Origin of the sequence: Pseudomonas sp. CFBP 8771 (assembly GCF_014841695.1) — a bacterium.
Classification (GTDB): Bacteria; Pseudomonadota; Gammaproteobacteria; order Pseudomonadales; family Pseudomonadaceae; genus Aquipseudomonas; species Aquipseudomonas baltica.
Genome location: NZ_JACYUJ010000009.1, coordinates 105,060 through 126,255, shown reverse-complemented (window position 1 = coordinate 126,255; position 21,196 = coordinate 105,060). Strand labels below are relative to the sequence as shown.

The 21,196-nt window shown below is 61.6% G+C and carries 19 protein-coding genes; 8 read left to right on the top strand and 11 right to left on the bottom strand.

Translation table 11 applies throughout. The features are described from left to right. Window positions 1-168: 168 nt before the first annotated feature. The 6 genes from msrQ to IFT80_RS20285 form a co-directional block, all read right to left on the bottom strand. The gene (msrQ, locus tag IFT80_RS20310; RefSeq protein ID WP_192138187.1) at window positions 169-789 is read right to left on the bottom strand and encodes a protein-methionine-sulfoxide reductase heme-binding subunit MsrQ; all 621 of its coding nucleotides are present in this window, start codon (window positions 787-789) and stop codon (window positions 169-171) included. Next, window positions 789-1,802: a protein-methionine-sulfoxide reductase catalytic subunit MsrP gene (gene msrP / locus IFT80_RS20305; protein WP_192056414.1), complete on the bottom strand. Its 1,014-nt coding sequence runs from the start codon at window positions 1,800-1,802 to the stop codon at window positions 789-791. The genes msrQ and msrP overlap by 1 nt, the downstream gene beginning before the upstream one ends. A 66-nt stretch (window positions 1,803-1,868) precedes the next feature. Next, a complete protein-coding gene (pssA, locus tag IFT80_RS20300) occupies window positions 1,869-2,717 on the bottom strand; it encodes a CDP-diacylglycerol--serine O-phosphatidyltransferase (protein ID WP_122480158.1) in 849 nt (282 codons plus the stop codon). A gap of 146 nt (window positions 2,718-2,863) precedes the next feature. Then, window positions 2,864-3,880: a ketol-acid reductoisomerase gene (ilvC, locus tag IFT80_RS20295; protein WP_043190697.1), complete on the bottom strand. Its 1,017-nt coding sequence runs from the start codon at window positions 3,878-3,880 to the stop codon at window positions 2,864-2,866. 47 nt (window positions 3,881-3,927) lie between these two features. Beyond that, window positions 3,928-4,419 (bottom strand): acetolactate synthase small subunit, encoded by a 492-nt coding sequence (gene ilvN, locus IFT80_RS20290; RefSeq protein ID WP_043190700.1) that lies wholly within the window; start codon window positions 4,417-4,419, stop codon window positions 3,928-3,930. A 2-nt stretch (window positions 4,420-4,421) separates the two neighbouring features. Beyond that, window positions 4,422-6,146: an acetolactate synthase 3 large subunit gene (locus IFT80_RS20285; RefSeq protein ID WP_122480255.1), complete on the bottom strand. Its 1,725-nt coding sequence runs from the start codon at window positions 6,144-6,146 to the stop codon at window positions 4,422-4,424. Between the two features lie 396 nt (window positions 6,147-6,542). Here IFT80_RS20285 and IFT80_RS20280 point away from each other — a divergent pair, with 396 nt between their 5' ends. Further along, window positions 6,543-6,977, top strand: a complete 435-nt coding sequence (locus tag IFT80_RS20280) for a DUF4124 domain-containing protein (protein ID WP_122480160.1) — start codon at window positions 6,543-6,545, stop codon at window positions 6,975-6,977. 4 nt (window positions 6,978-6,981) lie between these two features. Here IFT80_RS20280 and IFT80_RS20275 read toward each other — a convergent pair whose 3' ends face one another. Genes IFT80_RS20275 through mrcB form a run of 3 tightly spaced genes read right to left on the bottom strand, consistent with a single transcriptional unit; the run spans window position 6,982 to window position 10,418 of the window. Then, window positions 6,982-7,311: a YqcC family protein gene (locus IFT80_RS20275; protein WP_185795370.1), complete on the bottom strand. Its 330-nt coding sequence runs from the start codon at window positions 7,309-7,311 to the stop codon at window positions 6,982-6,984. Then, window positions 7,311-8,078 (bottom strand): hypothetical protein, encoded by a 768-nt coding sequence (locus IFT80_RS20270; RefSeq protein ID WP_185795371.1) that lies wholly within the window; start codon window positions 8,076-8,078, stop codon window positions 7,311-7,313. Before IFT80_RS20270 ends, IFT80_RS20275 begins: the two co-directional genes overlap by 1 nt. Before the next feature lie 15 nt (window positions 8,079-8,093). After that, a complete protein-coding gene (mrcB, locus tag IFT80_RS20265) occupies window positions 8,094-10,418 on the bottom strand; it encodes a penicillin-binding protein 1B (RefSeq protein WP_122480163.1) in 2,325 nt (774 codons plus the stop codon). A gap of 119 nt (window positions 10,419-10,537) precedes the next feature. On the opposite strand from mrcB, the gene IFT80_RS20260 reads away from it, so the two are divergent. Then, complete coding sequence (locus IFT80_RS20260; protein ID WP_192138186.1) at window positions 10,538-12,082, top strand: AAA family ATPase; 1,545 nt, start codon at window positions 10,538-10,540, stop codon at window positions 12,080-12,082. A 123-nt stretch (window positions 12,083-12,205) separates the two neighbouring features. After that, window positions 12,206-12,478 (top strand): TfoX/Sxy family protein, encoded by a 273-nt coding sequence (locus IFT80_RS20255; RefSeq protein WP_192138185.1) that lies wholly within the window; start codon window positions 12,206-12,208, stop codon window positions 12,476-12,478. Between the two features lie 214 nt (window positions 12,479-12,692). On the opposite strand, the gene sfsA is transcribed toward IFT80_RS20255, so the two are convergent. Together sfsA and IFT80_RS20245 are read right to left on the bottom strand one after the other, a co-directional pair. Next, the gene (gene sfsA, locus IFT80_RS20250) at window positions 12,693-13,406 is read right to left on the bottom strand and encodes a DNA/RNA nuclease SfsA (protein WP_122480166.1); all 714 of its coding nucleotides are present in this window, start codon (window positions 13,404-13,406) and stop codon (window positions 12,693-12,695) included. Beyond that, window positions 13,403-14,578 carry a pyridoxal phosphate-dependent aminotransferase gene (locus tag IFT80_RS20245; protein WP_192138184.1) on the bottom strand — a complete coding sequence of 392 codons (1,176 nt, stop codon included), beginning with the start codon at window positions 14,576-14,578 and terminating at the stop codon, window positions 13,403-13,405. Before IFT80_RS20245 ends, sfsA begins: the two co-directional genes overlap by 4 nt. Before the next feature lie 244 nt (window positions 14,579-14,822). Between IFT80_RS20245 and dksA the strand changes: the two genes are divergently transcribed. From dksA to IFT80_RS20220, 5 genes are all read left to right on the top strand, one after another. After that, the gene (gene dksA, locus IFT80_RS20240; protein WP_122480168.1) at window positions 14,823-15,266 is read left to right on the top strand and encodes an RNA polymerase-binding protein DksA; all 444 of its coding nucleotides are present in this window, start codon (window positions 14,823-14,825) and stop codon (window positions 15,264-15,266) included. 64 nt (window positions 15,267-15,330) lie between these two features. After that, window positions 15,331-16,218, top strand: coding sequence for a tRNA glutamyl-Q(34) synthetase GluQRS (gene gluQRS, locus IFT80_RS20235; protein ID WP_192138183.1), 888 nt, complete (start codon window positions 15,331-15,333; stop codon window positions 16,216-16,218). 92 nt (window positions 16,219-16,310) lie between these two features. Next, the gene (locus IFT80_RS20230; RefSeq protein WP_003250005.1) at window positions 16,311-16,487 is read left to right on the top strand and encodes a hypothetical protein; all 177 of its coding nucleotides are present in this window, start codon (window positions 16,311-16,313) and stop codon (window positions 16,485-16,487) included. Then, a complete protein-coding gene (locus IFT80_RS20225; RefSeq protein ID WP_163007662.1) occupies window positions 16,471-19,425 on the top strand; it encodes a sensor histidine kinase in 2,955 nt (984 codons plus the stop codon). Before IFT80_RS20230 ends, IFT80_RS20225 begins: the two co-directional genes overlap by 17 nt. A 22-nt stretch (window positions 19,426-19,447) precedes the next feature. After that, window positions 19,448-20,881 (top strand): sigma-54-dependent transcriptional regulator, encoded by a 1,434-nt coding sequence (locus tag IFT80_RS20220; RefSeq protein ID WP_192056408.1) that lies wholly within the window; start codon window positions 19,448-19,450, stop codon window positions 20,879-20,881. Window positions 20,882-21,196: the final 315 nt, after the last annotated feature.

Here is a 21,196-nt window from a genome sequence, read left to right as displayed (position 1 = left end):
TTCAAACCGCTGTCAACTGCCTTTTTCACCGCTTCCGACCTTGACGATCGAAACCCTTCCGAACCTTCTGAAACCGCCAACTCATTGATTAACAAGGAGTTTATCGTTTCGACTGCGCCGGAAGTGGGGCGAATTATAGAGCGATTGGCGAGCCCGTCAACCGTTAATTCAGGTCTTTTTCACAATGGGCGGTTTTCGCCCCATTACACGGGGAATCCGCCGAGCGATGGCAGGAACGCGAAGCAGGAGGAACAACGCACCCGTAGCAGCGTAGATCGACCATTCCTCCAGGTCGGCGCGGACGATCCAGAGGAAGTGCAGCAACCCCAGGCCCAACACCACATAGATGAGGCGATGCAGCTGCTTCCAGCGCCGACCCAGCCGACGCTGGCTGTACCGGTTGGACGTCACGGCCAGTGCAAGCAGGCAAAGGAACGCAAGGCTGCCGACGATGATGTAGGGACGCTTGATCAGCTCGACCCCAAGCTGACTCCAGTCCAGCCCTAGAACGAAGAACAGATAGGCCGCCAGGTGCAGGCATACATAGGCAAAGCACCACAGGCCCAACTGCCGTCGCACTGCTATCCAGCCGGCCCAGCCAGACAACTTCTGCAGGGGCGTCATGCACAGCGTGATCATCACCAGTATCAGGGTGCCCAACCCCAGCCGATCGACCAGCACCTTGCCTGGATCAGGCCCCAAGGCAAATATCCAGGCCTGGTACAGCCATAACAAAGGCCATACGCACGCCACCACGAACACACTCAGACGCCATAACGGATAACGCATCAGTAGTTCTTCCGCAGATCCATGCCGGTATAGAGGGAAGCAACCTCCTCCGCGTAACCATTGAACATCGCGGTCTCACGCACGTTGGGGCTGAACAGCCCGCTGGGCAGACGCCGTTCACGCGCCTGTGTCCAGCGCGGATGGTCGACTTCCGGGTTCACGTTGGCATAGAAGCCGTACTCGCTGGGAGCGATGTTTTCCCAGGTCGTCTCTGGCCGTTCGCTGACCAGGCTGATACGCACGATGGATTTGACGCTTTTGAACCCGTACTTCCACGGCACTACCAGGCGCAAGGGTGCGCCGTTCTGGTTGGGCAACTCGCGGCCGTACATCCCTACCCCAAGGATTGCCAGCGGATTCATCGCCTCGTCCAGGCGCAAGCCTTCTACATATGGCCAGTTGATCAAGGCAAAGCCGGAGCGCTGACCGGGCATGCTCTTGGGATCCTGCAAGGTTTCGAAGCGGATGTACTTGGCTTTCGAGGTGGGCTCGACCTGCTTGAGCAAGGCCGAGATGGGAAAGCCGATCCAGGGGATGACCATGGACCACGCCTCGACGCAACGCAGCCGATAGATCCGCTCTTCGAGCTGATAAGGCTTCATGAAGTCTTCGAGGGCATAGCGCCCAGGCTTGGCCACTTCACCGTCTATGACCACCGACCAGGGTTCGGTCTTCAAGGTGCCGGCATTGGCTGCAGGATCGCCCTTGCCGGTGCCGAACTCATAGAAGTTGTTGTAGTGGGTAGCATCCTTGAAAGGCGTGATCGCCTCGCCTTGCACGGTGACCGCACCCCAGCGGGTTTGACCCAGCTTGTCGTTCAACCAGGCGGGCGCACCGCTGGGGTCGACGCCTTCATAGCGCGATGGGTCGGCAGCGGATGCCCAGGAGGGAAGTGCCGAAACGGCCAAGGCTGTTGCGGTGGCGCCCATGAGCGAGCGGCGCGAGAGATAGATCGATTCGGGGGTGACTTCGGACTCTTTGCAGTCCGAAGCACGCGATAGCTTGATAAGCATGGTGCCTCCGTAGCCTTGGCTGTGTTCAACATACCAAGAGACTACGGATTATGCGTGAAATTGAATTTACTCTGCTTTTTTGTGACGGCGCATGCGTAACAAATACTGTATCGGGCCGGAAGCGGCATAGGCGAGGAAGATCAGCAGCAAGATGCGGGGTGGATCGCTGAACACCACGGCGAACACCAGAACGACCGCCAGGATGGCTACGAAGGGCACACGACCCTTGAGATCCAGCTCCTTGAAGCTGTTGTACTTGATGTTGCTGACCATCAGCATGCCTGCTGCCGCCACCAGCAGGGCGACCAGGAAGGACATCTTCGAGCCCTGGATGCCGTAGTCGCTGAACGCCCACACAAGACCTGCGACCACACCGGCAGCAGCCGGACTGGCCAGGCCGATGAAGTAGCGCTTGTCGGCGGTGCCGACCTGGGTGTTGAACCGCGCCAGGCGCAGTGCCGCACCTGCGACGTAGATGAAGGCCACCATCCAGCCGACCTTGCCCATGTCGCCCAGTGCCCAGCCAAAGGCCAGCAGCGCGGGTGCGACACCGAATGCGACCATGTCGGACAGGGAGTCGTATTCCGCACCGAAGGCGCTCTGGGTATTGGTCATGCGCGCGACGCGACCGTCCAGGCTATCGAGCACCATGGCCACGAAGATGGCGATGGCAGCGTAGGCAAAATACTTGCTGGCTTCGGCAGCATTGCCGGCGCTCTGGGCACTGATCGAGTTGATGATCGAGTAGAAACCCGCAAACAGGTTTGCCGTGGTGAACAGGTTGGGCAGGAGATAGATGCCGCGGTGCCGGACTTTACGTCCTTCGGCGTCATGCCCTTCTTCGACATGCTCATCGATCGGCAGGAGGCTTTCGGCGTCAGGAGCCTTGTTTGGCTCTTCGGGACGTTCGCTCATGGACAATACCTTGCAACGGTGTGGAAAGTTTCGACAGGCGTCTGGGTCGAGGGTTCGACCGCAAAACGTTGCAGCTTTATACCAGAAGCTTGCCACCATAACGAAAAAACGCGGCCATGGCCGCGTTTTTGTCGCCTGAAACTGTATCAGTTCTTGGCTTTGTCGACGATCTTGTTGGCGGCGATCCAAGGCATCATGGAACGCAGCTGCTCGCCGATGACTTCGATGCCGTGGGCGGCATTGTTGCGACGCTTGGCGGTCATCGAAGGGTAGTTGGTAGCGCCTTCGTTGATGAACATCTTGGCGTACTCGCCATCCTGGATGCGCTTGAGTGCATTGCGCATGGCCTGGCGCGATTCGGCGTTGATGACTTCAGGGCCGGTCACGTACTCGCCGTATTCGGCGTTGTTGGAGATCGAGTAGTTCATGTTGGCGATACCGCCTTCGTACATGAGGTCGACGATCAGCTTGAGTTCGTGCAGGCACTCGAAGTAGGCCATTTCAGGCGCATAGCCGGCTTCGACCAGGGTTTCGAAACCGGCCTTGACCAGTTCCACGGTGCCGCCACAGAGAACGGCCTGCTCGCCGAACAGGTCGGTTTCGGTCTCGTCCTTGAAGGTGGTTTCGATGATGCCGGTACGGCCGCCGCCCACACCGGAAGCGTAGGACAGCGCGACGTTCTTGGCGTTGCCCGAGGCATCCTGGTAGATGGCGATCAGGTCAGGAATACCGCCGCCCTTGACGAATTCGGTACGTACGGTGTGACCCGGCGCCTTGGGCGCGATCATGATCACGTCCAGGTCGGCGCGCGGCACGACCTGGTTGTAGTGAATGGCGAAGCCGTGTGAGAAAGCCAGGGTTGCGCCCTGCTTGATGTTGGGCTCGACTTCGTTCTTGTACAGCTGGGACTGGAACTCGTCCGGGGTCAGGATCATGACCAGGTCGGCACCGGCAACGGCAGTGGCGACGTCGGCTACTTTCAAGCCATGGGCCTCGGCCTTGGCGACAGTAGCCGAGCCCTTGCGCAGGCCCACGGTGACGTCGACGCCCGAATCCTTCAGGTTGCACGCCTGGGCGTGGCCCTGGGAGCCGTAACCGATGATGGCTACTTTCTTGCCCTGGATGATCGAGAGGTCGCAATCTTTGTCGTAGTAAACTTTCATTGAATATCACCTGTTATCTAGGCCGTTTCGGCCGGTCGCTAATTGAGTTAGATGCTCAGCACTTTGTCGCCACGAGCGATACCGGTCACGCCACTGCGCACGGTTTCGAGGATCGAGGCGGTGCCGATAGACTGCAGGAAGCTATCCAGCTTGTCGCTGGTGCCCGTCAGCTGAACGGTGTAGACGCTACTGCTGACATCAACGATCTGCCCGCGGAAGATGTCCGTGGTGCGTTTGATCTCGGCGCGTTGGGCGCCAGTGGCCTTGACCTTGACCAGCATCAGCTCGCGTTCGATGTGCGCGCTTTCCGACAGGTCTACCAGCTTGACCACCTCGATCAACTTGTTGAGGTTTTTCGTGATCTGTTCGATCACTTCATCCTGCCCTACCGTGGTCAACGTCAGGCGCGACAGGGTCGGGTCTTCGGTAGGCGCCACGGTCAGGCTTTCGATGTTGTAGTTGCGCTGCGAGAACAGCCCTACCACGCGCGACAAGGCGCCGGGTTCGTTCTCGAGCAAAAGCGAAATGATGTGCCGCATGATTAGGTCCGCTCCGTCTTGCTGAGCCACATGTCGCGCATCGAGCCGTCCTTGATCTGCATCGGATAGACGTGCTCGCCGACGTCGACCTGGATATCGAGGAACACCAGGCGGTCGGTCATGGCGAAGGCTTCTTCCATTTTCGGCTTGAGATCCTTGAGATCGGTGATGCGCATGCCGACGTGGCCATACGCTTCGACCAGCTTGACGAAGTCAGGCAGGGATTCGACGTAGGAATGCGAATGGCGACCTCCGTAGCTCATGTCCTGCCATTGGCGCACCATGCCGAGCACGCCGTTGTTGAGCAGGATGATCTTGACCGGCAAGCCATACTGCAGACAGGTAGACAGCTCCTGGATGTTCATCTGGATGCTGCCCTCCCCGGTCACGCAGGCAACGTGGGCCTCGGGGAAGCTCATCTTGACGCCCATGGCCGCTGGGAAACCGAAGCCCATGGTGCCCAGGCCACCGGAGTTGATCCAGCGATTGGGCTTGTTGAACAGGTAGTACTGGGCCGCGAACATCTGGTGCTGGCCGACGTCCGAGGTGACGTAGGCGTCGCCCTGGGTGACCTCGCACAGCGTCTCGATGACCTTCTGCGGCTTGATCTTGGAGCCATCGCCCTTGTCGTAGGGGAACAGGCCGTTTTCGCCACGCCACTCCTCGACCTGCTTCCACCAACTGGCAACGGTGTCCTTGTTCGGGGTTTCACCGATGTCCTTGAGGGTGGCGAGCATTTCGGTCAGAACGCTGTCCACCGGACCGACAATGGGCACGTCCGCCTTGATGGTCTTGGAGATCGACGCCGGGTCGATGTCAATGTGGATGATCTTGGCGTTGGGGCAGAATTTGGCGGCGCCGTTGATCACGCGATCGTCGAAGCGTGCGCCCACGGCCAGGATCACATCGGCGTGGTGCATGGCCAGGTTGGCCGTGTAGCTGCCGTGCATGCCGAGCATGCCGACGAACTGGCGATCCATGCCCGGGTAGGCGCCCAGCCCCATCAGGGTGTTGGTGACCGGCAGGTCGAGGATCTGGGCCAGCTCGGTCAAGGCAGCGGAAGCTCCACCGAGGATGACACCGCCACCGGCGTACATGACCGGGCGCTTGGCCGCCAGGAGCATTTCGACAGCCTTGCGGATCTGCCCGGAATGGCCACGGACCGCCGGACTGTAGGAACGCAGCTTGGCCTTCTTGGGATAGACGTATTCGAATTTGTCGGCCGGGTTGGTCATGTCCTTGGGAATATCGACCACGACCGGGCCGGGCCGACCGGACTGCGCCAGGTAGAAGGCCTTTTTCAGGACTTCGGGGATCTCCGAGGCGTGCTTGATCATGAAGCTGTGCTTCACGATGGGCCGGGAGATGCCGATCATGTCGGTTTCCTGGAACGCGTCGGTACCCACCAGCGTGCTGGCCACCTGCCCGGAGAGGATCACCATCGGGATGGAGTCCATGTAGGCAGTGGCGATACCGGTGATGGCGTTGGTGGCACCCGGACCGGAGGTCACCAGCACGACACCGGCCTTGCCGGTGGCACGGGCATAGCCGTCGGCCATGTGGGTGGCTGCCTGCTCGTGACGGACCAGCACGTGCTCGACAGCAGGCTCCTTGAACAGGGCATCGTATACATGCAGGAGGGCACCGCCGGGGTACCCGTAGATGTGCTTAACGCCTTCGTCGCGCAAGAAGCGGACGACCATTTCAGCGCCAGATAAAAGCTCCACGTTGTTCACCTCTAAAACGCCAGAATACCGTTCCATGGGAACGGGTCTTAATAGGTTTACTGCCAGCAGAGCATGAGCGACGGTGGTCGCCGACGTACGTCAGCACTGACTGAGCAAGTATTGGGAGTACCCAAGTGTCACGGGTTTTTCCCACCCAGCGCGAGGTAACGCGTTGCGGGTATAACGGGTCGGCGCTGGTGTGCGCCTGTGCTCTGCTGTGTGGGTCTGCTTCTGGCAGTCCCTGTACAGCGGACTTTCGATTGTTGTGATTCGTCTGCTGCAAGTCAAGCGATGCGTGCATTTTATTGCGCGCCTGCACCCAAACGGCGCAATAAACCCTGCCGAGCTGCCAGGCTATGGTAGTTTCATGCGTAACCCACCCTCAGAGAAGGCGCCATGCGTTCAACCATTGCTGTGAGTATCCTGCTGCTTGCCCTGTGCCCGTTGGCAATGGCAGGGCAAATCTACAAATGGGTCGATAGCCAAGGTGTGACGCATTTTGATGCACGACCGCCCAACGGTGTTCAGGCGACAGCCGTCGAAGGCGTGAAACCGGTGACCCCGCCCGAGCCGATCTCCAACGAAGCGGTGATGAAAGCCAGTGGCGAAGCCGAGCAACGCAGGATCGACCGCAAAGTGAAATCGCAGGTTGCCGACGAGGCAGCGCGACGCAACGAATTCTGTACCGGCGTCAGGACCAACCTGGCGCAGCTGAAGAACAATCCGCGGGTGCTTCAACAGGTCAACGGCGAGGTCAAGCGCCTGACAGAGCAGGAGCGTCAGGCGAGGATCGAGGAAGTGCGCAAGGTGATCGACGAGCAGTGCAGCTGAAGGGCTAGCGCACCTGGCCGATCAACTCGTCGAAACGCGCCAGGCTGGCGCGCAGGCCGCGGCTCTGCTCGGCGCGATCGGCATAGACCATTTCGGCCATGGCCAGGATGCCCGACGCATTGGGCAATGGCAGGTCCTGCTCGATGATGGTTTTCATGCGCGGCAGAAAGATCCACTGCAGCCACTGATCGAAATCCAGGGTGTCCACGCTGAATGGTTCGACACTGGCCAGCGCTTCGGCGCTGGGTGGCACGTCCTGCCACCAACCCTGCTGGCGCAGCTCGCGTTCGATCAACAGCAGGTGTTCGGCAATCGCCAGAAAACGATTATCCATCAAGACGCGCTCTTGGCTTTCTGACGGGCCAGATTGGCCCCGGCGGCATCACCCTGCTTGTCGCGCGACTGGGCAATGGTGTTCCACAGGCTCGCCTGCAGATCCGGACGGCCATTGGCATAGGTCAGCGCGCGACGGGCCAGTTGCTCGGCCTGGGCCGCATCACCCTGGGCCAGGCGCACCTGAGCCAGCTTGTACAGAACCTGCGGTTCACGCGGTGCGATCCGCTGTGCACGCTCCAGGCTCGATGACGCACCGTTCAAGTCGCCACCGCCCTGCTGTTGCTGGGCGGTGGTCAACAGGGCAAGCACCGGCCCGTCCAACTGCTCATCGGCGGACAGGCCGGCGCTGTTGCCGCTGGCTCGCGGAATCCCGCTAGGAGCATTGGCCGGCATGTTGTAGGTCGTGCTGGGCGCCGGCGGGGCATAGGCCGGGGCCGAGCTGCTCGGACCGGGGACGATCGGGCCTGGGGTGATCGGGCCGGTGCTGATCGGCGCGCTGTTGCCCGGCGCCGGAAAGCTCTGGATCGGCTGCGAGCCTGCACCCTGCGGAACCATGACCACCACGCCGGAATCTTCGGTGATCGCCTGGGCCTGCGCCTTGGGCCGGACCACGGTGGTCTGGCGGAAGCCGCCGGTACGCGACACGCGTTCGCCATTGGTGACCGCAGAGCCGGAATCGACCACTGGAATGGAGCCACGCTCCACGCTGGCACAACCGTTGAGCAAAGCCAATGCCGTCAAGGCAGGAAACCACCACTTGTTCACTTCATTCCCCTTTGCTTAGTTCAACCAGCCTTTGACCCAGTCCATCACCGAATCGTCGGCCGCCGGATTGGCACCGCCGCATGCGGTGCCTGGCGTCGGTTCGCTGCCACGAATATACGGCATCTGCACAGCGTTGGGGCAGCTGGCATCCGAGCCCTGTCCGGTCTTGGCGTCGATCCAGGCCTGCACCACGTTTTCCGGCACCGGCGTATCCAAAGGCAAGGGATCGGCTTTCTTCATGAAGCTGGTCCAGACCTGCAGCGCACCGGTGGCACCGGTGAACGGCGTCTTGCCATTGTCGTCACGGCCCAGCCAGACCACGGCCAGCACGTCCTGGCTGAAGCCGGCGAACCAGCTGTCGCGCGAGTCGTTGCTGGTGCCGGTCTTGCCGGCCAGGTTCAGGCTGCTCGGCAGCACGTTGTAGACCGAACGTCCGGTACCTTCGCGCATCACGCGCTGCATGGCGTTCTGGATCAGGTAGATGGAGGCAGGATCGAAGCGCTGCTGAATCTGGAACGGGTAGCGCTTGAGCGGTTCGCCTTCGGCCGTGAGGACACTGCGAATGCCACGCATAGGCGTGTTGAAACCGCCGTTGGCCAGGGTTTGGTACATGGTTGCCACTTGCATGGGCGACAAGCCACCGGCACCGAGCAACATCGACGGGTAGGCTGGCCAGTCGACCTGCACGCCCAGTTCGCCGAGGGTCTTGAGCACATTGGGCACGCCCAGTTCCAGACCCAACCGAGCCGTCGACAGGTTGTAGGAATGGGCCAGGCCCTGATACAGGAACACCGTGCCATTGGAGGTACGTTCGTAGTTCTGTGGCTTCCAGATCTGGCCGTCCGCACCCTTGACCGAGAACGGTACGTCCTGCACCCAACTGGTCAGGGTGTATTTGCTCGGCTGCTCCAGCGCCGTCAAGTACACCGCAGGCTTGATCAGCGAGCCGATCGGGCGTACGGCGTCGAGCGCGCGGTTGAAGCCGGCAAAACCCGGTACGCGGCTGCCGACCAGCGCCTGGACCTCACCGCTTTCAGGGTTGGTGACGACCATGGCTGCCTCGACCTCGTCCGAGCCCTTGCGCCCGGCCAGGCGCTTGAAGGTATCGGTCACGGACGATTCGGCTTTGGTCTGCAGGATAGGGTCGAAACTGGTGAAGATGCGCAGGCCTTCTTCGGTCAAGTCCTCGTCGCGGTAGTCGTCGCGCAACTGGCGCTTGACCAAGTCGAGGAAGCCAGGGAACGAGCTGTCCGCCAGGCTGCCGCGCTTGGTCACGCCCAATGGCATCTTCTTGGCCGCATCGACCGCCTCCTGGGTCGCCACGCCCTGCTGGGCCAGCAGATCGAGTACCAGGTTGCGGCGCTCCATCGCTCGTTCCGGATTGCGCCGCGGGTTGTAGGAAGATGGCCCCTTGACCATGCCCACCAGCAAGGCCACCTGATGCAGCTTGAGTTCGGACAAGGGTTGGCTGAAGAAGAACTGGCTGGCAAGACCGAAGCCATGCACGGCGCGCTGGCCGTCCTGACCAACGAAGACCTCGTTGAGGTAGGCCTCGAGGATTTCACCCTTGTCGTAGTGCAGCTCCAGCAACACCGCCATCATCGCTTCGGTCAGCTTGCGGGTCAGGCTGCGCTCGTTGGTCAGGTAGAAGTTCTTGACCAACTGCTGAGTCAGGGTACTGCCGCCCTGGCGCATGGCGCCCGAGGACGTGTTGACCCAGATGGCGCGTGCGATCGACTTGGGCGAGACGCCAAAGTGGTGGTAGAAGTCGCGATCTTCGACAGTGACCAGTGTGTCGAGCAGGTACGGCGGCACCTGGTCGAGCTTGATCAGGATGCGGTCTTCGAGGTTTTTCGGGTACAGGCCGCCGATCAGCAACGGCTCCAGGCGCACCACCGCGACCTTCTTGCCTGCGCCGCCACCCAGTTCGGAGACGTAGTCGCCGGAAAACTTCACGCGCACCGCCTGCGGCTGCTCGAGCCCTTCGTAGAACTGGAAGCCGCGTGTATTCAGGTCGACCGTGTTGCCACTGACCGAGGCGGTGCCGGGACCGTCGACGGTCGTTTGCCGACGGTAGCCGAGCGCATCGAGTTCGGTGAGGAAATCATTCTTTGCCAGTTTCTGACCGACGAACAGCTCGAGCGGGCGTGCGTAGACCTTGGCGGGAATGGTCCAGCGCTTGCCAGAGAATTTTTCCTGGACAACGGCGTCCAGGTAGACGGCAAAGCCGGCCAGGATCACCAGGCCTACCAGACCCAGCTTGAGGCCCCAGCCAAGCCAGGTGCGCAAGCCGCCGGAAGGAGGTTTTTTGGGGGTACGGGAAGATCGGGTTCGAGTCATGGCGGCGGATTATACGCACTTTGAATTGTCGCGGGCAGGGACCGTCGGCGGTTTGCATCATCGGTGGCAGTGGCCATAATGACCGCCTTGAAATCACCTCTGCCAATGAAGGATCGCCTGTGAGCCAGACCCTGATCGCCGCCCTGCAAAACCCGGCCCTGTACCCGCATCCGGTAGAAGGGTTCCAGGTCATCGAGACGCATATCTCCTGGGTGATACTGACCGGGCCTTACGCTTACAAGATCAAGAAACCGATGAATTTCGGCTTTCTGGACTTCACCGAACTGTCCGCCCGCTCCCACTTCTGCGCCGAGGAGCTGCGACTGAACCAGCGCCTGACCACCGACCTGTATCTGCAGGTTCTGCCGATCACCGGCAGCGCGCAAACGCCTCGACTGGGCGGCGAAGGCGCACCCATCGAGTATGCCTTGCAGATGCGCCAATTCGAAGGCGGCAACCTGCTGAGCACCCTGCAGGCCAATGGAGAGCTGACCCAGGAGCACGTGGATTCGCTGGCGCGGCAGATTGCCGATTTCCACCGGGCCGCGCCAGTGGTGCCGGAGGCGCACGAGGCCGGCACGCCGAAGGCGGCGATGGCCCCGGTCGAGCAGAACTTCGAACAGATTCGCCCGTTCCTTACCGAAAAGGATGATCTGGCCCAGCTGGATGCCTTGCAAGCCTGGGCCCAAAGCAGCTACGTGCGCCTGGAGCCGCTGCTGGCGCTGCGCAAGCAGGAAGGGTTCATCCGCGAGTGCCATGGCGACATACACCTGGGCAACGCCACCGTCATCGATGGCGAAGTGGTGATCTTCGACTGCATCGAGTTCAACGAGCCTTTCCGTTTCACCGATGTGTATGCCGATATCGCCTTCCTCGCCATGGACCTCGAAGACCGCGGGCTGAAAAGCCTGGCGCGGCGCTTCGTCAGCCAGTATCTGGAGCTGACCGGGGATTACCAAGGGCTGGAGCTGCTCAACTTCTACAAGGCCTACCGCGCATTGGTACGGGCCAAGGTGGCCCTGTTCAGCATGTCGCCCGACGCCAGTGGAGTGCAGCGTGCAACGACGCTGCGCCAGTACCGCAATTACGCGAACCTGGCGGAAAGCTACAGCGCCATTCCTTCGCGCTTTCTGGCCGTTACCAGCGGTGTGTCAGCCGTAGGCAAGAGCCACGTCGCGCTGCGCCTGGTCGAAGCGCTGGGTGCCATCCGCCTGCGCTCGGACGTGGAGCGCAAACGCCTGTTCGGTGCCCAGAGCGCCGAAACGGGCCTGTATGACGCCAGCACCAGCGAAGCGACCTACCTGCACCTGCACGCATTGGCCGAGCACGTACTGCGCGCCGGCCTGCCGGTGGTGATCGACGCGACCTATCTCAAGGCTGACCAACGGGCGGCAGCGGCTCGAATCGCCGAATCCACCGGAGTGCCGTTCCTGATCCTGGACTGCAACGCGCCCGCAGCCGTGATATCCAGCTGGCTGCAGCAGCGCCAGGCACAGGCCGAGGATCCTTCGGATGCTACCCAGGCCGTGATCGACGCTCAGCAGGCCGGCCGCGAGCCGTTGAGCGAAGCCGAGCTGCTGCAGACTCGCCGCGTGGAAACCAACGAGAGCGGCAGCCTGGACAAGCTGGTCAAGCAGATCCGGCAACGCCTGCCAGGGCTGTAACATACAGCCAGACCCGGAAGGCAGATCGGCCATTCGGCAGGCCGCTCTGCCACCGCTACACTGCCAGATTGGCAACTGCTTCATCGCCCCCCGCTCATTCCTTGGCCGAGGCCAGGAGGTTTGATGACCGATGAACTTCTGGCCCTGAAGAATCTGGGCAAGACATCCGCGCAGTGGCTGCATGCCGTCGGCATCCACAGTGCTTCCGACTTGCGCCGGGCAGGTGCCGTGCAGGCGTACTGCGCGGTGAGGCAGCGCGGCTTCCGCGCCTCGAAAGTGCTTCTCTATGCCATCGAAGGGGCGTTGCGCAATGTGCATTGGAGTGAGCTGTCGTGCGAACGGAAAAACAGTCTCAATAGCCAGGTCGAAGCCCTGTCGCCCGCTCGCAGGCTCTAGACCGAGGGTCCGCAGGTGGATTAAATAATTGCACGTAGCACTTGACTCTTAAATGAGAATCGTTATGATTATCACATCCAGTCGCGAGACTGGTGATCTCTGGAAGGCCCTTGGTTCGGACTTTCAGATGTCTCCTCATCAGGCTAATCACGGTTATTGACCCGGCACTTTGCCGGGTCTTTTTTTGCCTCGACTTTTGCAGCACCTCGCCCACTCAGCCTTGCAGGATCACCGGCAATCGATGGTCGATGACAATCTCGTGCGTATCCAGATGCACCCCATAAGCCAGTACTTCAACACCAGCCTCCACCGCCTGGCGCAATGCCAATGCGTAGCCTGCGTCTATCTCGGTGGCGGGGCGTACAGCATCCACACCGTCGAGGTTGACACAGTACAACTGCACGGCCCGCACTCCGCTGCGCGCCAGTACGGCCAGCTCGCGCAAGTGCTTCGCGCCGCGCTGGGTGACAGCGTCGGGAAACGCTGCAATGCGACTGCCGGCAAAGCCCAGGGTCACACTCTTTACTTCGACCCATGCAGACGCGCCGGGATAGTCCAGCCTGAAGTCGATACGGCTGCGCTCCTGGCCATAGGGCACTTCGCGCTTGAGCGCAACGAAGCCGGCAAGCTCCGGTATGCGACCTGCGTGCAATGCCTCCTCGACCAAGGCGTTGGCCCGCGCGGTATTGATGCATGCCAGCCGACCTTGCGGTGTTTCGCTGATCTCCCACGTGCCGGGAAGCTTGCGCTTGGGGTCGCTGGAGCGGGTGAACCACACGCGGCCACCGGGCATCATGCAGTTGAGCATCGAGCCGGTGTTGGGGCAGTGAATGGTCATCCGCTCACCGCTTTCAAGTTCGATGTCGGCCAGAAACCGCTTGTAGCGCTGGATCAGGCGCCCCTGCTCCAGGGCCGGCGAAAAAATCATCGCGCCCGCCAGCTCTGCAGGCCACGGGTAATGCGCGCCACAGCCTGCTCCAACCTGGGAAGGCTTTGGGTATAGGCGAAGCGCACATGGTGGCTGGCCTTGTAGCGGCCGAAATCCAGGCCGGGCGTGAAAGCAACGTGCTCGGTTTCCAGGAAATGCTGGCAGAACGCGAAGGCATCGTCGCTGAATGCACTGATATCGGCATACAGGTAGAACGCACCCTCAGGCTCGACCGCAATCGCAAAGCCCAAGGCACGCAAGGCGGGCAGCAGATAGTCACGGCGGTGACCGAAGGCTTCGCGGCGTTGCTCGAAGATCTCCAGCGTGGCCGGTTCGAAGCAGGCCAATGCTGCATGTTGCGCCATGCTCGGCGCACTGATGTACAGATTCTGCGCCAGTTTTTCCAGCTCAGGAATGGCTTGGGGCGGCGCGGCCAGCCAGCCAAGTCGCCATCCGGTCATTCCGAAATACTTGGAAAAACTATTCAGGACGAATGCGTCGTCGTCCACTTCAAGTACGCTGGCGGCCGTCGTGCCATAGGTCAAGCCGTGGTAGATCTCGTCGACCACCAGATGCCCCTGGCGCGCCTTGACGGCCTGGCTCAATGCGCTCAGTTCGTCCTTGTTCAACAGTGTGCCGGTAGGGTTGGCAGGCGATGCCACCAAGGCGCCGACGCTGTGCTCGTCCCAGTGCTGCTCCACCAGTTGGGCGTTGAGCTGGTAGCGCTGTTCGGGGCCTACCGGCACCAGATGCGCGGCGCCCTCGACCAGGCGCAGAAAGTGCCTATTGCACGGGTAGCCGGGGTCTGCCAGGAGCCAGTGCTTGCCCGGATCGACCAGCAGGCTGGCGGCCAGCAGCAAGGCTCCCGAGCCGCCCGGCGTGATCATGATGCGCTGCGGGTCGATGTCCAGGCCGTAGCGCTGCTGATAGAAACCGGCGATCGCCTCGCGCAGCGCCGGCAGGCCTCGCGCTGCGGTGTAGCGGGTATGGCCAGCGGCCAATGCGGCCTGCCCGGCGGCAACGATGGGGGCCGCCGTGGTGAAGTCTGGTTCGCCGATTTCCAGGTGGATCACGTCGTGACCCTGGCTCTGCAGTTCATTGGCACGGGCCAACAGCGCCATCACGTGAAAAGGTTCGATGGCGCGACTGCGTGCGCTGTAGAGCGAAGCCATGGGTATTCCTTGGGACGAGGAAAAAAGCCGATTCTACCCAACCTTTGCATCGAACGTTTCGCCGAACGTGCGATCGAAACCCACCACATCGTGCCTGCGACGCAGGCGTTCCGGGCACGACAACCGGGAGTAGCGCGTGCTGGTTCGATCTGGTAAGTTCGCCGGCTTGCAGTCGCAGGGCCGGCGGGTGTCGGAGAGGGATCATCCTGCGCAATGGATTAGTAGAGCGAGAGGCGGTTGATTCATGCCCACCAATGAAAAGCAACAAAGTACTGGCAACTTTTCCGGCTTCGCTCCCTACGTTGCGACGAAGGGCGAGGAATACATGGGCGCGCCGATGCGTGCTCACTTCACCAAGATCCTGAACAAGTGGAAACAAGACTTGATGCAGGAAGTGGATCGCACCGTCGACCACATGAAGGATGAAGCCGCCAACTTTCCAGACCCGGCCGATCGGGCCAGCCAGGAAGAGGAATTCAGCCTCGAACTGCGCGCGCGCGATCGCGAGCGCAAGTTGATCAAGAAGATCGACAAGACGCTGCAGTTGATCGAAGACGAAGAGTACGGCTGGTGCGAATCCTGCGGCATCGAGATCGGCATTCGCCGTCTCGAGGCACGTCCGACCGCCGATCTGTGCATCGACTGCAAGACCTTGGCGGAAATCAAGGAAAAACAGGTCGGCAAGTGACCTGTCGACAAAGGGGCGCCACGGCGCCCTTTTGTTTCTGTATTGCCCGTAGAATCCCGCACCCATGACTACCCTTCCTTATATAGGTCGCTTTGCTCCGACCCCGAGCGGCTACCTGCATTTCGGCTCCCTGGTGGCCGCCCTGGCCTCATGGCTGGACGCGCGCGCCGCAGGTGGCCGCTGGTTGCTGCGCATGGAAGACCTGGACCCGCCCAGAGAAGTCGCCGGCGCACCGGCAGCGATCCTCAAGACCCTTGAGCGCTACGGATTGCAGTGGGATGGCGAGGTGGTCTACCAGAGCCAGCGGCATGCGGCCTATCAACAGGTGATCGACCGCCTGTTGGCGCAGGGGCTGGCCTATGCGTGCACCTGCTCACGCAAGCAGTTGGAACCCTACCGAGGGATCTATCCCGGCACTTGCCGCAATGCCGGACATTCCACGCAGGATGCAGCCATCCGCCTGCGCGTCCCGGAACTGCGGTATCGCTTCGAGGACCGTGTCCAGGGAACGTATGCACAACATTTGGGCAGCGAGTCGGGGGATTTCGTCATTCGTCGTCGCGACGGTCTGTATGCCTATCAACTGGCGGTGGTGCTGGACGATGCGTGGCAGGGAGTGACCGACATCGTGCGCGGTGCCGACCTGCTCGATTCGACGCCGCGCCATCTGTATCTGCAGGAGCTGCTCGGGTTGCCGCAGCCGCGATACCTTCATGTTCCCTTGATCACCCAGCCAGACGGCAACAAGCTGGGCAAAAGCTACCGATCGCCGCCCCTGGATGCGGACCAGGCTGCGCCACTGCTGGTGCGTGCCCTGCGGGCGCTGGGCCAGCGGCCCGAGGCGGACCTGGCGCACGGCAGTGTGGACGATGTGTTGCGCTGGGGTGTGGAGCATTGGGACAGTGGTGCGATTCCCCCGGTGCGCACGGTGGCGGAAGCGCAGCTGGAGTAGCGATCGGCTGGTGCCCGGCTCTTCGCAGCGACACGCCGATCCGCTACCATCGCCGCACTGTTTTCGCACACTTACCCTACCCCGAGGCCAGCATGTATATCTATCGTTTGGTCCTGCTTCTGGTGGTGGGGATATACCTGTTCTCCCCCGCCATCATGGACTGGTGGATCGAGCCCACGGGCGCGTGGTATCGACCTTACCTGCTGTGGCTGATTCTGATCGTGGTGACCTTTATCCTGCAGAGCCAGCGTGATGCCGATGAGCTTTAGCCTTACCCAGATGCTGCTGGTCAGCGCCGCGTACCTGCTGGTGCTGTTCGCCGTGGCCTGGGTCAGCGAGCGCGGCATGATCGCGCGGGCGATCATCCGCCATCCGCTGACCTACACCTTGTCGCTGGGTGTCTATGCCAGCGCCTGGGCGTTCTACGGCACCGTGGGCCTGGCCTATCAATACGGCTATGGTTTCCTGGCTTGCTACCTGGGGGTTTCCGGCGCATTCCTGCTGGCGCCGGTGTTGCTGTATCCGATACTCAAGGTCACCCGTACCTACCAATTGTCGTCGTTGGCAGACCTTTTCGCGTTTCGTTTTCGCAGCACCTGGGCCGGCGCGCTGACCACGGTGTTCATGCTGGTCGGCGTACTGCCCCTGCTCGCGTTGCAGATCCAGGCGGTGGCCGACTCCATTGGCATCATGACTCGCGAACCGGTGCAGAACCACGTGGCGTTGAGTTTTTGCGTGCTGATCACGCTGTTCACGATCTTCTTCGGCTCACGCCACATCGCCACCCGCGAGAAGCATGAAGGCCTGGTATTTGCCATCGCCTTCGAATCCGTGATCAAACTGATCGCCTTGGGCGGTATTGGCCTGTATGCCCTGTACGGGGTGTTCGACGGCCCGCACGATCTGGAGCAATGGCTGCTGCAGAACCAGACGGCCCTCGCTTCGCTGCATGCGCCGCTGCAAGAGGGACCCTGGCGCACGCTGCTGCTGGTGTTCTTCGCCTCGGCGATCGTCATGCCGCACATGTACCACATGGTCTTCACCGAAAACCTCAATCCGCGTGCGCTGGTCAGTGCCAGTTGGGGGCTGCCGCTGTTCCTGCTGCTGATGAGCCTGGCGGTGCCGCTGATCCTGTGGGCCGGCCTGCGCCTGGGCGCGACGACCAGCCCCGAGTTCTTCACCCTGGGCATCGGTATTGCCGCCAACAGCAAGTCACTGGCGCTGCTGGCTTATGTAGGCGGACTTTCCGCGTCCTGCGGGCTGATCATCGTCACCACCCTGGCGCTGTCGGGCATGATGCTCAACCATCTGGTGTTGCCGCTGTACCAGCCGCCGGCCGAAGGCAACATCTACCGCTGGCTGAAGTGGACACGGCGGGCGCTGATCGTCGCCATCATCATGGCCGGCTATGCCTTCTACCTGCTGCTGGGCGCCAAGCAGGACCTTGCACACCTGGGGATCGTCGCCTTTGTCGCCACGCTGCAGTTTCTGCCGGGCGTGCTGTCGGTGCTGTACTGGCCCACCGCCAATCGACGCGGATTCATCGCCGGCCTGCTGGCCGGCATGGCCGTCTGGCTGGTGACCATGCTGCTGCCGCTGATCGGCAACCTGCAAGGCTTCTACATCCCGCGCCTGAACATGATCTACGTGCTCGACGATACCAGCTGGCACATGGCAGCCATCGCTTCCCTGGCTGCCAACGTATTGCTGTTCACGCTGATCTCGCTGTTCACCGCTGCCAGCAGCGAAGAAGTCAGTGCTGCCGAAGCTTGTGCAGTGGATAACGTGCGCCGCCCGCAGCGGCGCGAACTGCATGCCGCATCCCCCCAGGAGTTCGCCACGCAACTGGCCAAACCGTTGGGCGCCAAGGCCGCCCAGCGCGAGGTGGAACAGGCCCTGCGCGACCTCTACCTGCCCTTCGACGAGCGCAGGCCCTACGCATTGCGGCGCCTGCGGGACCGGATCGAAGCCAATCTGTCCGGGCTGATGGGCCCCAGCGTGGCGCAGGACATGGTGGAAACGTTCCTGCCCTATAAATCAGGCAGCGAGAACTATGTCACCGAGGACATCCACTTCATCGAAAGCCGGCTGGAAGATTATCACTCGCGCCTGACCGGCCTTGCCGCCGAGCTCGATGCCTTGCGCCGCTATCATCGACAGACCCTGCAGGAGCTGCCCATGGGCGTTTGCTCGCTGGCCAAGGACCAGGAGATCCTGATGTGGAACAAGGCCATGGAAGACCTGACCGGCGTGCCCGCGCAGCATGTGGTCGGCTCGCGCCTGGTAACCATCAGCCAGCCATGGCGCAGCCTGCTGATCGACTTCATCAACGTGCCCGACGAGCACCTGCACAAGCAACGCCTGGCCCTGGATGGGCAGACACGCTGGCTGAACCTGCACAAGGCCGCCATCGACGAGCCGCTCGCGCCCGGCAACAGCGGGCTGGTGGTGTTGGTCGAGGACCTGACCGAAACGCAGATGCTCGAAGACAAGCTGGTGCATTCCGAGCGGCTGGCGAGCATCGGCAGGCTGGCGGCCGGGGTCGCCCACGAGATCGGCAACCCGATCACCGGCATCGCCTGCCTGGCGCAGAACCTGCGCGAGGAGCGCGAGGAAGACAGCGAGATCACCGAACTGAGCAGCCAGATTCTCGAGCAGACCAAGCGCGTGTCGCGCATCGTCCAGTCGCTGATGAGCTTTGCCCATGCCGGCGGCCACCAGCACAGTGACGAGCCGGTCAACCTGGCTCAGGTAGCGCAGGATGCCATCGGCCTGTTGGCGCTGAACAGGCGCAACTTCGAGATCCAGTTCTACAACCTGTGCGATCCGGAGCACTGGGCCGTGGGTGATCCACAACGCCTGGCCCAGGTGCTGATCAACCTGCTGTCCAACGCCCGGGATGCCTCTGTGGCCGGAGGCGCGGTGCGGGTCAAGACCGAAGCGTGCGAACACACCGTCGACCTCATCGTCGAGGACGAAGGCAGCGGTATTCCCAAGAACATCATGGATCGGTTATTCGAACCGTTCTTCACTACCAAGGACCCGGGCGAAGGAACCGGACTGGGGCTCGCTCTGGTCTATTCCATCGTTGAAGAGCATTATGGACAGATCACCATCGACAGCCCGGCCGATCCCCTGAGCCAGCGCGGTACCCGAATTCGGGTGACATTGCCGCGTCATGTCGAAGCGACGTCCGCTGTGAACTGAGACCGTCGAGAGAATTGAATCAATGCCGCATATTTTGATCGTCGAAGACGAAACCATCATTCGATCTGCCCTGCGTCGCCTGCTCGAACGCAACCAGTATCAGGTCAGTGAGGCCGGCTCCGTGCAGGAAGCGCAGGAGCGGTTCAGCATCGCATCGTTCGACCTGATCATCAGCGACCTGCGCCTGCCGGGTGCACCGGGCACCGAATTGATCAAGCTGGGCGAGGGCACCCCGGTGCTCATCATGACCAGCTATGCCAGCCTGCGCTCGGCTGTGGACTCGATGAAAATGGGCGCGGTCGACTATATCGCCAAGCCCTTCGACCACGATGAAATGCTCCAGGCCGCCGCGCGTATCCTGCGCGATCGCCACAACGCACCCGCGGCAGCGGTGGAGCGCCCGGCGAACAAGGCCGGTGCGGAAAAACCCGCCGCGCAGAATGCCAATGGCGATATCGGTATCATTGGTTCCTGCCCGCCCATGCAGGACCTCTACAGCAAGATCCGCAAGGTCGCCCCGACCGATTCCAACGTACTGATCCAGGGTGAGTCCGGCACCGGCAAGGAGCTGGTCGCGCGGGCACTGCACAACCTGTCCCGGCGCGCGAAGGCACCGATGATCTCGGTGAACTGTGCGGCGATCCCGGAAACCCTGATCGAATCCGAACTGTTCGGTCACGAGAAAGGTGCTTTCACCGGCGCCAGCGCCGGTCGCGCCGGGCTGGTCGAGGCTGCCGATGGCGGAACACTGTTTCTCGACGAGATCGGCGAGTTGCCTCTCGAGGCCCAGGCGCGCTTGCTCAGGGTTCTGCAGGAAGGCGAGATTCGCCGCGTAGGCTCGGTGCAGTCGCAGAAAGTCGACGTTCGCCTGATTGCCGCAACCCACCGGGACCTGAAAAGCCTGGCCAAGCTGGGGCAGTTCCGCGAAGACCTCTACTACCGGCTGCACGTGATTGCCTTGAAGTTGCCGCCCCTGCGCGAGCGCGGCGCCGATGTCGGCGAAATTGCCAAGGCGTTCCTGATTCGCCAGAGCTCACGGATCGGGCGGACCGACCTGCGCTTTGCCGCCGATGCCGAACAGGCCATCCGCCAGTATTCCTGGCCCGGCAATGTGCGGGAACTGGAGAACGCCGTCGAGCGCTCGGTGATCCTGACCGAGAGCACCGAGATATCGGCCGAACTGCTGGGCATCGACATCGAACTTGCCGACCTGCAGGACACCGATGACTTCGTCGGCCTGCCATCCCAGCAGAACGGGGCGAACAACACGGCCCACGATCCCACCGAAGATCTTTCCCTGGAAGACTATTTCCAGCACTTCGTGCTGGAGCATCAAGACCACATGACCGAGACCGAATTGGCGCGCAAATTGGGCGTCAGTCGCAAGTGCCTGTGGGAGCGTCGTCAGCGCCTGGGGATTCCACGGCGCAAGTCGAGCGTGGCCAGCGAAAGCTGATACGTTTCAGCTCTAGCCCGCGGGTTTGCGCGGGTTGACGGGTAGCCGTGACAAACTGTTACCCTAGGCCTGCGACGTAACAAGACACGGTTCCATCGGTAACGAATACAGGGTCAATTTCAGCCCTCGATCACCGCCCTCCTCCTCGCAAAGCCCCGTTCTTGAGGGGTTTGCAAAAGTTGGCATGGGACCTGCTATATCTCTGGTACAAGAACAACAACAAGCAAGCAAACTCATAACAAGAACAAGACGAATCGACTCACGCATAACAAGAACAACACGGCGGAGGCGCAGCTAACTGATTCTTTTGGAGAG

Coding starts and splice junctions, on each gene's coding strand:
- msrQ (WP_192138187.1), bottom strand. CDS start 789: ATGCGTTATCCGTTATGGCGTCTGAGTGTGTTCGTGGTGGCGTGCGTA.
- msrP (WP_192056414.1), bottom strand. CDS start 1,802: ATGCTTATCAAGCTATCGCGTGCTTCGGACTGCAAAGAGTCCGAAGTC.
- pssA (WP_122480158.1), bottom strand. CDS start 2,717: ATGAGCGAACGTCCCGAAGAGCCAAACAAGGCTCCTGACGCCGAAAGC.
- ilvC (WP_043190697.1), bottom strand. CDS start 3,880: ATGAAAGTTTACTACGACAAAGATTGCGACCTCTCGATCATCCAGGGC.
- ilvN (WP_043190700.1), bottom strand. CDS start 4,419: ATGCGGCACATCATTTCGCTTTTGCTCGAGAACGAACCCGGCGCCTTG.
- IFT80_RS20280 (WP_122480160.1), top strand. CDS start 6,543: ATGCGTTCAACCATTGCTGTGAGTATCCTGCTGCTTGCCCTGTGCCCG.
- IFT80_RS20275 (WP_185795370.1), bottom strand. CDS start 7,311: ATGGATAATCGTTTTCTGGCGATTGCCGAACACCTGCTGTTGATCGAA.
- mrcB (WP_122480163.1), bottom strand. CDS start 10,418: ATGACTCGAACCCGATCTTCCCGTACCCCCAAAAAACCTCCTTCCGGC.
- IFT80_RS20255 (WP_192138185.1), top strand. CDS start 12,206: ATGACCGATGAACTTCTGGCCCTGAAGAATCTGGGCAAGACATCCGCG.
- sfsA (WP_122480166.1), bottom strand. CDS start 13,406: ATGATTTTTTCGCCGGCCCTGGAGCAGGGGCGCCTGATCCAGCGCTAC.
- IFT80_RS20245 (WP_192138184.1), bottom strand. CDS start 14,578: ATGGCTTCGCTCTACAGCGCACGCAGTCGCGCCATCGAACCTTTTCAC.
- dksA (WP_122480168.1), top strand. CDS start 14,823: ATGCCCACCAATGAAAAGCAACAAAGTACTGGCAACTTTTCCGGCTTC.
- gluQRS (WP_192138183.1), top strand. CDS start 15,331: ATGACTACCCTTCCTTATATAGGTCGCTTTGCTCCGACCCCGAGCGGC.
- IFT80_RS20230 (WP_003250005.1), top strand. CDS start 16,311: ATGTATATCTATCGTTTGGTCCTGCTTCTGGTGGTGGGGATATACCTG.
- IFT80_RS20225 (WP_163007662.1), top strand. CDS start 16,471: ATGCCGATGAGCTTTAGCCTTACCCAGATGCTGCTGGTCAGCGCCGCG.
- IFT80_RS20220 (WP_192056408.1), top strand. CDS start 19,448: ATGCCGCATATTTTGATCGTCGAAGACGAAACCATCATTCGATCTGCC.